The organism is Burkholderia sp. BCC1999 (assembly GCF_905339975.1).
Classification (GTDB): domain Bacteria; phylum Pseudomonadota; class Gammaproteobacteria; order Burkholderiales; family Burkholderiaceae; genus Burkholderia.
Window position 1 is genome coordinate 207,494 of the sequence record NZ_CAJPHP010000008.1, and the last position, 12,483, is coordinate 219,976.

Below are 12,483 nucleotides of genomic sequence, written 5' to 3' on the forward strand. Positions count from 1 at the left end.
GGACCGCAACAATGCGCGAAATACCGGGTTTTTCGCGCAGTGGAGTCCGCAGCGGAAACATTTAGTCTCCGGCTAATCATCTGCCGCGGGCGTTAATTGATGCGGATTTTCGGCGTCCCTATGATCGATTCACGCTGGTCGTGCGCGGGCCGAGAGGTGCCGTCGTGCCTGTCCCGTCCCGACCGGCGATGCGAACAGCCGGTTCGCCCATGCCCGCCACGGAACGCGGCAGGCATGCGGCGCGGCACCCCGAGACTGCAGGAGAACAGCATGCGCGACTCACGTCGGAATTCGCGGCAGCGGCAAGTGATTGCCGCGGTCGTCGGCAATACCCTCGAGTGGTACGACTTCATCGTTTACGGTTTCTTCTCCGGCATCATCGCGCGGCTGTTCTTTCCCGCCGAGAGCCAGTACGCGTCGCTGCTGATGTCGCTCGCGACGTTCGGCGTCGGCTTCTTCATGCGTCCGGTGGGCGGCATCCTGCTCGGGCTCTATTCGGACCGCAAGGGCCGCAAGGCCGCGATGCAGCTCATCATCTTCCTGATGACGCTGTCGATCGCACTGATCACGTTCGCGCCGTCGTACGCGGCGATCGGCCCGGCGGCGCCGATCTTGATCGTCGTCGCCCGGCTGCTGCAGGGTTTCGCGACGGGCGGCGAATATGCGAGCGCGACCGCGTTCCTCGTCGAAAGCGCACCCGCGAACCGGCGCGGGCTGTACGGATCGTGGCAACTGATCGGCCAGTGTCTCGCGGTGTTCTCGGGTGCCGCGATGGGCGCGTGGGCCACGCAGTCGCTGTCGGACGCAGCGCTGCACAGCTGGGGCTGGCGCGTGCCGTTCGCGCTGGGTCTGCTGATCGGGCCGGTCGGCCTGTGGATCCGCCGGCACATGGAGGAGACCGAGGCGTTCCTCGATGCGAGCAAGTCGACGGCCGAACCGCCGGCGAGCGTCTCGCGCGTGCTGCGCGAGAACCTGCGCGGCGTGCTGGTGTCGATGGGGCAGACGATCACCGGCACGGCCGTGTTCTACGTGATGCTCGTGAACATGCCGACGTTCGTGCACAAGACCTTCGGGCTGCCGCTCGACCAGGTGTTCAAGGTGCAGATGGTGGCCGTTGCGCTGCTGACGGTGACGATTCCGGTCGCGGCGATCGTGTCCGACCTGATCGGCCGGCGGCCCGTGCTGATCGCCGGCACGCTGGCGTTGCTGACGGTCACGTATCCGCTGTTCTCGTGGCTGGCCGCGGCGCCGGGCGTCGGGCGCCTGCTCGTGATGCAGCTCGTGATCTGCACGATCATCGGCATCTGCTACGGTCCCGCGCCGACCACGCTCGCCGAGCAGTTCGCGACGCGCTCGCGGTCGACCGGCGTCGCGCTCGCCTACAACGTCGCGGTGATGGTGTTCGGCGGCTTCGCGCCGTTCATCGTCACGTGGCTGACGCGTGCGAGCGGCTCGCCCGTCGCGCCCGCCTGGTACGTGCTGTTCGCGGCGTCGTTCGGGTTGCTCGCGAGCGTGTTCATGCATGACGGTGCGCCCTGTGTGGTCGCACGCCGGCAATTCCAGGGCGAGCCGTTGAGCGCCAAGTAGCGGCCGGGCACCCGCGCCGGCGACCCATCGGCGCGGGCCGCATGCAGGGTATCGGCGCGGCCGATGGTTAGCATCGCGGGCGGCGGCCTACCGCGGCGGCCGCCCGGTCATTACGCTTGGGCGATCATCCACTCCGTCCGGAAGGTCGCCATGTCCCGGCTCGATTACAAACTGCTCGGCCCCTGCCTGCTCGCCATCGCGCTCGACGCGATGGGGTTCGGGCTCGTCTACCCGATGATGTCCGCGATCTTCAGCGATCCGCACGCGGGCATCCTGCCGGCCGACGCAGGTGCGCATGCGCGCAATTTCTATCTCGGTCTCGGCTACGGGATCTACCCGCTGTGCATGTTCTTCGGCTCGTCGCTGATGGGCGAACTCTCCGATCGCTACGGCCGCCGCCGGATCCTGCTGCTGTGCGTGCTCGGCCTCGCGGCCGGTTACGCGATGATGGCGGCCGGTGCATGGCACGCCAGCATCGCGCTGCTGCTGGCCGGCCGCGGGCTCACCGGCCTGATGGCCGGCTGCCAGGGCATCGCGCAGGCAGCGATCACCGACCTGAGCACGCCCGAGAACAAGGCGTACAACATGAGCATCATGTCGCTCGCGTTCAGCGCGGGCGTGATCGTCGGTCCGGTGCTCGGCGGCGTCACGTCCGACCGGACGATTTCGCCGCTGTTCGACTACGGCACGCCGTTCGTGCTGGTCGCCGCGCTGTCGCTGGTCTGCGCGTTCTGGACCTGGGCGTCGTATCGCGACTCGGCCGCCCCGCGCGGCGACACGCGCGTCGATCCGCTGCTGCCGCTGCGGATCATCTGGGAGGCCGCCCGGCAGCGCAACGTTGCATTCCTGTCGGTGGTGTTCTTCCTGATGCAGGTCGGCTACGGGCTGTACCTGCAGACCATCATGCTGCTGCTGCAGGCGAAATTCGGCTACACGAGCGCGCGGCTCGGGCTGTTCAGCGGCGTGATCGGCATCTGCTTCGTGTTCGGCCTGCTGTTCGTCGTGCGGCTGATGCTGCGCGTGTGGCGCGTGATCGACATCGCGAAGACGGGCCTGCTCGTCGCCGGGCTGGGCCAGATCCTGTCGGCACTGTTTCCGCACGAACCCGTGTTGTGGGCGCTTGCGATGGTCGTCGGCTGTTTCGACATGGTCGCGTACACGACGATGTATACGGCGTTCTCGGACGCCGTCAGCGAGGACCGGCAGGGCTGGGCGCTCGGCGTCGCGGGCTCGGTGATGGCGGTCGCGTGGGTCGTCACGGGTGCGTTGACGAACCTGCTGCCCGTATTCGGCGAAACGGGCCTGCTGCTGATCGGCGGCGCGGGCTTCCTGCTCAGCTTCGTGATGATGGTCGCGTACGGGCGTACGCGGTCGGGCACCCGTACGGCCGCACTGTCGTAAGCGGCACACGCACGTTGGCCCGATCCTGTCGGACGTTGTCCCGCGCGCCGCTGTCGCGCAAGGCCGCGCGGCCCGACACTGTCGCCTCGCGGCCGGGGAAGGATCGGGCCGCGTCCGGTGGTGCCGGCAGGCCCGGCACGCCGTCCGATCAATGTGCGAACCGAAAGAGAGCGACCCATGCAACATCCGACCATCCGTACCCTGGCGGGCGCGACCGCGCCGACGTCGATCGCCGCCGCCCGCACCGCGCTGCTGGTGATCGATTTCCAGAATGAATACTTCAGCGGCCGGCTGCCGATTCCGGAAGGGCCGCGTGCGCTGGGCAATGCGCAGCGCGTGATCGCGTTCGCCGATCGCGCTGGCATTCCGGTATTTCACGTCCAGCACGTCGATACGGCCGACAGCCCGATCTTCGCGGACGGCAGCGACGGCTTCCGCTTTCATGCGGATCTGCAGCCGGCGCCGCATCACGCGGTCGTGAAGAAGACGTCGGTCAGCGTGTTCCCGACGACGGACCTCGATGCGCGCCTGAAGGCCGCCGGCGTCGACACGCTGATCGTCACGGGCCTGATGACGCATGCATGCGTGGCCGGTGCGGCACGCGATGCGGTGCCGCTCGGCTATGCGGTGATCGTCGTCGACGACGCATGCGCGACGCGCGATCTCGACGTCGCGAGCGGCGGGACGGTGCCGCACCGCGACCTCCATCGCGCGACGCTGGCCGCGCTGTCGGACACGTTCGGCGACGTGCTGACGACCGAGCAGGTACTGGCGCTCGGCGTCGCCTGACGACGGCCCGGGCCGACGTTCAGTCGGCCCAGCCCGGCGCGGCGTGCACGACTTCGCCGCGGAAGCACGTCTCGATCACGCGAGTTTGCGCGAACGTTTCGACCGGGTGCGCGAACGGATTGCGGTCGAGGATCGCGAAGCTCGCATCCTTGCCCGCTTCGAGCGAACCCGTGCAGTCGTCGAAGCGCAACGCATAGGCGGTGTTGACCGTGTAGGCCTCGAGCATCGTGAGCAGGTCGAGCCGTTCGTGCGGATTCCACGGCGGGCTGTCGGGCTGGTCGATCAGCAGGTGCGTGACGCCCGTCTGAATGATCTGCATCGGGTCCATCGTGCTGACCGACCAGTCGGAACCGGCCGCGAGCATCGCGCCCGCGTTGCGCAGGCTGCGGAACGGATAGTTGCGCGCGGTGCGCTCGGCGCCGAGCAGGTCGCGATAAAGCTGTTGCTGCTCCTCGCGGGCGGCGGTCCACAGCGTCTGCACGCTTGCGATCGCGCCGAGCCGGTTGAAGCGGCTCATGTCGGCCGGATCGACGAGCTGCAGGTGCGCAAGCTGCGCACGCCGGTCGCGCATGCCGTTGCGGCGCTGGATATATTCGAGTGCGTCGAGCGTCATGCGCACCGCACGGTCGGCGAGCGTATGGAAGTGCAGGTCGAAGCCGGCCGTATCGGCGAGCAGGCAGATTTCGTTCAGTGCGTCCTGGCTCCACAGGGCCAGGCCGCAGTCGTCGGTGCCCGCGTACGGCTCGAGCAGCGCGGCTGTTTTCGATTCAGGTACGCCGTCGACGAAGATTTTCACCGTATGCAGGCGCAGGTTGTCGCGCTCATATTCGCGGCGCCAGGCGACGAAGCGCTCGACCTGCTCGCGCGGGTCGCGGCGCGGGTTCGCGTAGAGGCCCGCGCTCATGTACGCCTTTAGCGTGCCCGCGCGCTGCGCGTCGGCATAGGCCTTGAGTTCGGCTTCCTCGACGCGCGCATCGAACCAGCCGGTGATGCCGTAGCCGTGCGCCATCGCGTGCGCCTTGGCGAGCGACTTCGGGTAGCCGGCCGGGCTCAGTTGCGGAATGATCGGGCACACACGGTAGAAGGCTGCTTCGTGCACGACGCCGTTCGGCGCGCCCGAGGCATCACGCTCGATCACGCCGCCGGACGGATTGGGCGTGTCGGCCTGGATGCCGGCCGCTTCGAGCCCCTTCGTGTTGAGGCAGCCGCTGTGCACGTCGAAGCCGACCACGAGCAGCGGCCGGTCCGGCACGATCCGGTCGAGCAGTTCGCGGGTCGGATACGCGCCGAACGCGGCGAGGTTCGCGCCGCCGAGATAGACCCACGGCTCGTTGGGCGTCGCATCGGCGCACGCGCGGATGCGTTGCAGGATCGTGTCGGGATCGTTGATGCCGGACAGGTCGAAGTCGCCGAGAATCTGATGACCTTCGAGCGGGTGCACGTGACCGTCGATCAGGCCCGGCAGCATCAGTCGGCCGGCGAGATCGACCATCCGCGTTGCGGGGCCGGCCAGCGGACGGATGTCGTCGTCGCGGCCGACCGCGACGATCTTGCCGTCCTTTGTAGCGAGCGCCTGCGCGAAGCGGCGCTGCGCGTCGCCCGTGTAAAGCAGGCCGTTCAGATAGACGGTATCGGCGTGTTGCATGTGTCTCCTCCGGATAGGGGGATCGACGGGCGCACGTGTCCGGCGGGCGGGCCGTGTGGCTCGTCCGGTCGTGTGAACCCGGTCGGGTTGGAGTGGGATGGGGCGTTACGTGCCGGCGCTGCGTGGCGGCGGCGATGCACCGTGGCGAAGGCCGGCAACGGCTGCCGGAGCGTCATGCCGGTTTTGCCGATGGGTTTGTATCGGCGAATCGATGGGCCACGCGCTCGCGGCCGCGCGGGCCGGCGTCGATCCGGTATTCGGCATTCCGTGTCTCCGTGGTATCCGACACGTTGCTGTCGTCGGGTGAGTCAGATACTAGGAGCGGGGCGGCCGGCTGTCTGTCATTGTTTTGAGGACAACGCGCGACAAAGGCGGTGGGGGTGACGCGGCGACGGCGTCTACTGGCTGCGGTCTTCCGGCGCTTCTTCTTCGGTCACGCACCACGCGAACAGCCCGGCGCGATTCGCGACGCCGAGTTTCGCGAGTGCGCGCCCGAGATAGGTGCGCACGCTGCTGGCCTTGAGCGCGAGCGCGTCGGCGATTTGCGGGACGGGCTGGCCCTGCAGCACCGCGCGGCATACGAGCCGCTCGCGCTGCGACAGCGCCGCGCCGCTGGCCGACAGCCGCTGTTCGAAGCGCTGCAGCAGCGCGCCGTCGTCCGAGCGCGGCGTCAGGCGGGCGAGCCGCGCATGCTGGATCAGCAGCGGCAGCACGAAATCGCCGAGCTGCCGCAGCAGCGCCAGTTCGGCCAGCGTATAGGACGGCTGGCCGCGCCGGCGGAACAGCGAGAACGCATAGACATAGTCGCGCTCGCTGCCGAGCAGCGTGCAGTCCTCGCCGAGCTCGCCAAGCGCGAACTGGCGGCCGTACTCGGTCGCCGTGTCGATTTCCTCGTTGCAGGAGAACACGAGCTGCGAATCGGTCGCGCGCTCGATATGCGGGAGCAGCGTGTCGTTGCGCCAGTCGCCCTGTGTATACAGATCGAGTGCGTGGCGCGTGCCGTCGGGATCGTCGCCGCCGGCGAAGAACAGCACGTCGACGCTGTCGACCGCGTGCGACGGCGCGTCACGCCGGTAACGCGTCGCGACGCTGTAATGGGATTGCGGATCGACGGTTTCGCGCAGCCACGCCCAAAGCCGGGCGGGAAACTGCGGACTGCCGAGGCTGGCGACCAGGTCGCCGGCGTTGCTCAGGGAAATGTGGGCGGGGCTCATCGTTGACACCGTCTTCGCGAACGGCCGCCTGCGCGGGCCGTGCTTCGCCTGCGCCGGAGCGGCGGCGAAGCACGATTGTAGGGGACTTCGCCGGCGCCGGGCATCCGCGCTTGCCCGGCGCCCGCGCGTCAGAACATCGTGTTGCGGTTTGCGGCCGTTTCCGGCACCGGCTGGATCACGTCCCAGTGCTCGACGATCTTGCCGTCCTTCACGCGGAAGATGTCGACCACCGCTTCGCCGCGATCGCCCGGACGCTCGGTCGCGTGCACGTGCAGGTAGACGAGATCGCCGTCGGTCGCGCTGCGGACGATGCGCGCGCGCGATGCGGGGTTCTTCTGGAACGCGCCGACGAAGTACGACACGAACGGCTTCTTGCCGTCTGGCACGTGCGGGTTGTGCTGTTTGTAGTCGTCCGCGACGACAGTGGCGGCCTCGACGGCTTCGTGCTTGTTGAAGAAGCGGTCGTAGAAGGTCAGCACGAGCTGGCGGTTGGCTTCCTCGGCGGCCAGGTCGCGAGTAGCCGGGCCGGCGGCCAGCGCGGCCGTCGATGCGGCCAGCATGACGCATGCGGCAACGGCGCGAGCGGGGGAGCGGAACAATGACATGTAGCGGTTTCCTTGTCTGACGGTTCGTGAGTGGGCGCACGATGTGCGACTGCGGGTGACGCCGATCGTGACGATCGGCGGGAGGCAGCGCGCAACTGCCGGCACGCGCGCAGTCCCGATGCGAAGGATTCGTCGCCACGCATGGGGCGTCACGGCGGCTGATACGGCGACGCCGTGCGGCATCGTCATGTTTCGGTGAACTGGCGAATCCTGCCGGTTGTCGGGTCGATCGAATGGTACAGTTGCCGCGAACCCGTCACAAGAAGTCACCGCGGTGTGAACAGGTCACACCGCGATGACCGTGGATTGCCCCAGAAAGAGAGAAGAGAGTCCAGTCATGCCGTTGCCGTCCGCCGACGAATCCGTCGAACTCGACCAGCCTTGCCCGATCCGCGATGTGCTCGACCGCATCGGCGACCAGTGGAGCCTGCTCGTGCTCGAAGCGCTGTCCGGCGGAACGATGCGTTTCAACGAACTCGGCCGCGCGATCGGCGACGTGTCGAACCAGATGCTGTCGCGTACGCTGAAGCGGCTCGAGCAGGACGGCTTCGTCAGCCGCGCGCTGTTCGCCGAAGTGCCGCCGCGCGTCGAGTATGCGCTGACCGATCTCGGGCGCTCGTTCCTCACGCCGATGCAGGCGATGATCCGGTGGGCCGACGAACATCATCGCGCGATCTGCGCGGCGCGTCGTCGTGCGCGGGAACCGGAGGGCGGCGGGCGTTGAGCAGGACGCACCGGTCGCTTCGTCGGTGCATGGAGTGCTGCGGATGGCGCGCGATGGAACGACGCATGGCCGGTACGGTTGCATCGCCATCGATTGATTTCGTTATCCGAAGGATGCCGTCGAGACGAACGACCGCGATGATGCGTCGATGTGTTCGTCGCGAAAGCGGCAGGGCGCTGGCGTAACGACGCGCTGATTGCGGGCCGCGCATCCCTGATTCGACGGCGCGAACGGCGCCGCATCCCGCGCGTCGTCCGGCTCCGCACCTTCATTGGCCGGAGCCGGGCGGCGGCCTATCGCCACGAGCCGTCGACGTAGACCCATGCCGGCCCCTGGCGGCGCCAGTAGCCGGGTACCCAGCGACGTCCGGGGCGCCGTGCGACCCAGCGGCCGGACACCCATATATAGCGGCCATGCTGCCAGCGCCAATAGCCGTCCGTCCATATATAACCGTGCGGCCGGGGTGGTGGCGGCCGGCGGTCGTGCCGGGCCGCCGGCGGCCCGGCGCGCGGGCGATCGTCATACGGCGGGCCGCCGGGCACGCGGTTCGGGCCGGACGGCCGATACACGGGCGGCGCGGGCTGGGCTGAGGCGGCGCGCAGCCAGCCGGTGCCGGCGAAGGCGGCAGTCAATCCGATGGCGCGCAACAACGAGCGTCGATTCATGGCGTGTCCTGTTCAGTATTGAAGGCTGCCTTACATTAGCCTGCCAGTGCACCGGCCGGGTTACGCGTGCGGTTAAGGCTGTTACTGCGTGTCACGGCAGGTGGTAACCGCCATTTCCTTTCCGTCGACTGACGGGGACATCGCCCGAGGCACCCTGTTTACAGAAGGGCGAGTACGTTTTAGACGCCCGGCACCGGGAAATTGGGACTAAAATAGGTATAAATTACCGATTTCGGGGTGCTGCATCAGATCCGTTTGTTGTTTCTATGCAACCGTCAAGACGATGACATGTAAGAATGGTGCGATGAATGCCACCAAAACGCCGTCGTCAAGAAGTCAAAAACAAACGTTAAAACAAATACTTATGACTAGGCCCCACTTTCATTATTTCTAGTTTTGGAAAAGCTTATTTCTTTATTTGCGGATCGCTCCCCTAGGGTACACCCCTAAACTCACGGTTCCCAAACGGGCAACTATCCGGGCGCGGCCAGCAGGATCGATGGCGCTCCCGGGCGGTTGCAGACCGTTTATGAACAAGGTCGCGAGACCTGCCTCTTTTTAGAAGGGAGCTCCACGAATGAACAAGACTCTGATCGTTGCAGCAGCTGCAGCATCGTTTGCTACCGTCGCTCACGCACAAAGCAGCGTCACGCTGTACGGCGTGCTGGACGCAGGCATCACCTACCAAAGCAACGTCGCCAGCAAGTCGCTGTGGTCGATGGGCTCGGGTATCGACCAGAGCCGTTTCGGCCTGCGTGGTTCGGAAGACCTCGGTGGCGGCCTGAAGGCAATCTTCACGTTGGAAAGCGGCTTCGGCATCGGTAACGGCAAGCTGGGCAACAACGGCGGCATGTTCAACCGTCAAGCATTTGTCGGCCTGTCGAGCCAGTACGGCACGGTCACGCTGGGCAAGCAGTACGACGCAACGCAAGACTACCTGGCGCCGCTGACGGCAACGGGCACGTGGGGCGGCACGTACTTCGCGCACCGCGGCAACAACGACCGTCTCAGCACGAACGGCGACGTCGCACTGAACAACTCGATCAAGTACACGAGCGCTAACTACGCTGGCCTGCAATTCGGCGGCACGTACTCGTTCTCGAACAACCAGAACTTCGGCAACAACCGTGCGTACAGCGCTGGTGCGTCGTACCAGTTCCAAGGCCTGAAGCTGGGTGCAGCTTACTCGCAAGCTAACCTGGGCGACGGCACGAACGCCAACGGCGCAACGAACATCGCTTCGCAAGGTCGCGTCCGCACGTACGGTGCTGGTGCTGGCTACGCATTCGGCCCGGCACAAGTCGGCGCTGCATGGACGCAATCGCGTATCGACAACGTTCCGGGTCAAGCTGGCGCGTTCCGTACCGACAACTACGAAGTCAACGCAAAGTACAACCTGACGCCGGCTCTCGGCCTGGGCGCAGCTTACACGTACACGAACACGAAGGTAGACGGTGGCAGCTCGCACTGGAACCAGTTCGGCGTGCAAGCTGACTACGCTCTGTCGAAGCGCACCGACGTGTACGCACAAGCTGTGTACCAGCGCGGCGCGAAGGGCAATGCGTTCGGCACGTCGATCTACAACGGCGACAACACGACGGCAGCGAGCTCGTCGATCAACCAAACCGCAGCAACGGTTGGTCTGCGTCACCGCTTCTAAGCGTGACGGCGGGGTAACCCGCTTCGCAGCATCGAAAAAGGCGCCTTCGGGCGCCTTTTTTTCGTCTACGGAATGCGATGGCGACGGTTCGGATCGCCCGAATGCAAAAAAGCGAGGCCGGTGCCTCGCTTTTTCCATTCTGCGCCCGTGTTGAGCGCGGTGCCGGCGGCCGATGACGTCAGCGCGTGTATTCGCCGTTGGCTTCCGGCTGGAACACGATCGCGGAGACCTTCATCAGCTTTTCGGCGCCGCTCGGCTGCATCACCTTGACCATCTGGCCACGCTGCGTGCCCAGCAGCGCCATGCCGACGGGCGAGAAGACGTTCAGGCGGCCGAGTTCGAGATTGGCGGAATCGGGATAAACAATCGTCCAGGTGGCCTGTTCCTGGGTCGCCTCGTCGAGCAGCGTGATCTGCGAGTTCATCGTGACGACATTGGCCTTGATGGCGTCGGGCTGGACGATGTCGGCACGCTCGAGCAGCGTGTCGAGCATGGTCTGGAAGCGCGGGTTGTGTTCGGCGTGCTTTTCGAGGCGAGCAACGTCGAGTTCGGTCAACTGGTAAAGGCGTTGTTTCATGGCAGTTCTCCAATGATCGGCAAGGGCAGGCGTGGCGTGCCTATGGGGATCGCCCGGAGCCTGTCTGACCTGGCTCCGGGAGGAGACCGAGCCGTCAGATCAGGCGCCGGGCAGGGGCGAGCGGCGCCTGGGCCGTGCGTCGAGCGAGGGGATGTGCCGGATGGCCGGCGTGCGCGCGCACGCCGGCCGGGCCGGACGGCGAAACCGAAAGGGGCGTGAGCGCGTACATGGTGGATGGAATATCGACTGGCGAATAAAACCTTACGATTCTACAACACAACCATCGGGATATGTGATTCGGCTGTTGGCGTTTCGTCAGCGATTGTTGTGCGGATGAAGCAAGTCGCGGCGGATGTGTTCAGAAATACTCGGTGATTTTTGCCAAAATCGCAACGCTGTATGTTCAAACTAAGGGTTTCCCCTTGGGGTGACGAGCACTACACTGGTTTCAATCGCTTCAGACAGTCCTGCCGAGGCGACGTCAAAACAGAACATATTCCGGAGGTAAATCATGAAGTCGATCATCTATGCAGCCATCGCCGCATCCGTCCTTGCCGCACCGATCGCATCGTTTGCACAGTCCGAGCAGGGGCTGACGCGCGACCAGGTCAAGGCCGAACTCGTGCAACTCGAACAGAACGGCTACAAGCCGCTGGCGAGCGATTCGCAGTACCCGAACAACATCCAGGCAGCCGAACAACGCATCCAGCCGAACCAGCCGATGCTCGCGCAGGCCGATACGAGCGGCTACGGTGCCGTGGCGACGGGTGCCGGCCAGGCAGGCCGCCGCATGACGCATGACGCGCCGAATCCCGTGAACTCAGTCTATTTCGGCAACTAATCGAACGTCCCCGGTCTGCCCGAGCGCACCATTCCATCGACGTGACGCGCGCCATTCGCGCGCGTCGTTCGTCCGCAGGAGCAGAACCTCCGTCGCCGCATGTCGGCGGCTTTCCGCCCAGACGCTCACGCGTTTGGGCCTTTTTCGCTGGAGCGGATCAGGTGGAAGCGACCGGCGTGCCGTGAATGTAGTGTTCGAGCTGGCTGATCGTGAACTGCTGATCGGCAATCACGCTCTTCACGAGGTCGCCGATCGAGATGAGGCCGACCAGCTTGCCGCCGTCGAGGACGGGCAGGTGGCGCATCCGGTGCTCGGTCATCAGCGCCATGCACTCGTCGGTCGATTGCGATGGTTCGACGTAGCGCACCTTGGCCGTCATGATTTCCTCGACGCGGGTGGCTTTCGATGAACGGTCCTGCAGGACAACCTTGCGCGCATAATCGCGCTCGGTGACGATGCCAGCGATGTCGTCGCCGTCCACGACCAGCAACGCACCGATGCCCTTTTCCGCCATCAGCTTGATGGCGTCATAGACGAGATCGGTCTTCGTGACGGTGTAGATCGTGCGGCCCGAATCCGGCTTGGCCTTGAGAATCTGCGCGACAGTCGTGCTCATTCGCTTTCTCCGTGTGCAGGTCGATACAGGAAAGGCTGGGCGTTGGTGCGCGACACCCGATGAGCCCAGTATAGCCGGGCAGGCAGTGGCAGTCGCGTGACGTTTCCAGATTAGCGGTAAACTCCCGTCACGCACTATCCACACAACTCCTACATTCCT

12 protein-coding genes are annotated in these 12,483 nt (G+C 65.7%); 6 read left to right on the forward strand and 6 right to left on the reverse strand.

The features are described from left to right. The first annotated feature begins 270 nt into the window (after positions 1-270). The 3 genes from U5809_RS13880 (at position 271) to U5809_RS13890 (ending at position 3,777) form a co-directional block, all read left to right on the forward strand. Positions 271-1,587, forward strand: a complete 1,317-nt coding sequence (locus U5809_RS13880) for an MFS transporter (RefSeq protein ID WP_322086930.1) — start codon at positions 271-273, stop codon at positions 1,585-1,587. A gap of 150 nt (positions 1,588-1,737) precedes the next feature. Then, the gene (locus U5809_RS13885) at positions 1,738-2,988 is read left to right on the forward strand and encodes an MFS transporter (protein WP_322086931.1); all 1,251 of its coding nucleotides are present in this window, start codon (positions 1,738-1,740) and stop codon (positions 2,986-2,988) included. A gap of 177 nt (positions 2,989-3,165) precedes the next feature. Next, positions 3,166-3,777 (forward strand): cysteine hydrolase family protein, encoded by a 612-nt coding sequence (locus U5809_RS13890; protein ID WP_322086932.1) that lies wholly within the window; start codon positions 3,166-3,168, stop codon positions 3,775-3,777. Between the two features lie 19 nt (positions 3,778-3,796). Here the strand turns inward: U5809_RS13890 and U5809_RS13895 are convergent, their stop codons facing one another. The 3 genes from U5809_RS13895 to U5809_RS13905 all read right to left on the reverse strand — a co-directional run bounded on the left by U5809_RS13895 (position 3,797) and on the right by U5809_RS13905 (position 7,241). Next, positions 3,797-5,422 carry an amidohydrolase gene (locus tag U5809_RS13895; protein WP_322086933.1) on the reverse strand — a complete coding sequence of 542 codons (1,626 nt, stop codon included), beginning with the start codon at positions 5,420-5,422 and terminating at the stop codon, positions 3,797-3,799. A 398-nt stretch (positions 5,423-5,820) separates the two neighbouring features. Next, entirely contained in the window at positions 5,821-6,636 is an 816-nt protein-coding gene (locus U5809_RS13900) for a helix-turn-helix transcriptional regulator (RefSeq protein ID WP_282509017.1), read from the reverse strand. 128 nt (positions 6,637-6,764) lie between these two features. Then, complete coding sequence (locus U5809_RS13905) at positions 6,765-7,241, reverse strand: nuclear transport factor 2 family protein (protein WP_322086934.1); 477 nt, start codon at positions 7,239-7,241, stop codon at positions 6,765-6,767. A 337-nt stretch (positions 7,242-7,578) separates the two neighbouring features. On the opposite strand from U5809_RS13905, the gene U5809_RS13910 reads away from it, so the two are divergent. Further along, positions 7,579-7,965: a winged helix-turn-helix transcriptional regulator gene (locus U5809_RS13910; protein WP_176050185.1), complete on the forward strand. Its 387-nt coding sequence runs from the start codon at positions 7,579-7,581 to the stop codon at positions 7,963-7,965. A 293-nt stretch (positions 7,966-8,258) separates the two neighbouring features. Here the strand turns inward: U5809_RS13910 and U5809_RS13915 are convergent, their stop codons facing one another. Further along, complete coding sequence (locus U5809_RS13915; protein ID WP_322086935.1) at positions 8,259-8,630, reverse strand: hypothetical protein; 372 nt, start codon at positions 8,628-8,630, stop codon at positions 8,259-8,261. A gap of 577 nt (positions 8,631-9,207) precedes the next feature. On the opposite strand from U5809_RS13915, the gene U5809_RS13920 reads away from it, so the two are divergent. Then, positions 9,208-10,290, forward strand: coding sequence for a porin (locus U5809_RS13920; RefSeq protein ID WP_282509020.1), 1,083 nt, complete (start codon positions 9,208-9,210; stop codon positions 10,288-10,290). Between the two features lie 178 nt (positions 10,291-10,468). Here U5809_RS13920 and U5809_RS13925 read toward each other — a convergent pair whose 3' ends face one another. Then, positions 10,469-10,867, reverse strand: coding sequence for a GreA/GreB family elongation factor (locus tag U5809_RS13925; RefSeq protein ID WP_176050182.1), 399 nt, complete (start codon positions 10,865-10,867; stop codon positions 10,469-10,471). A gap of 511 nt (positions 10,868-11,378) precedes the next feature. On the opposite strand from U5809_RS13925, the gene U5809_RS13930 reads away from it, so the two are divergent. Beyond that, positions 11,379-11,708 carry a DUF4148 domain-containing protein gene (locus tag U5809_RS13930; protein WP_176050181.1) on the forward strand — a complete coding sequence of 110 codons (330 nt, stop codon included), beginning with the start codon at positions 11,379-11,381 and terminating at the stop codon, positions 11,706-11,708. A gap of 157 nt (positions 11,709-11,865) precedes the next feature. Here the strand turns inward: U5809_RS13930 and U5809_RS13935 are convergent, their stop codons facing one another. Further along, complete coding sequence (locus tag U5809_RS13935) at positions 11,866-12,324, reverse strand: CBS domain-containing protein (protein WP_039344004.1); 459 nt, start codon at positions 12,322-12,324, stop codon at positions 11,866-11,868. Positions 12,325-12,483: the final 159 nt, after the last annotated feature.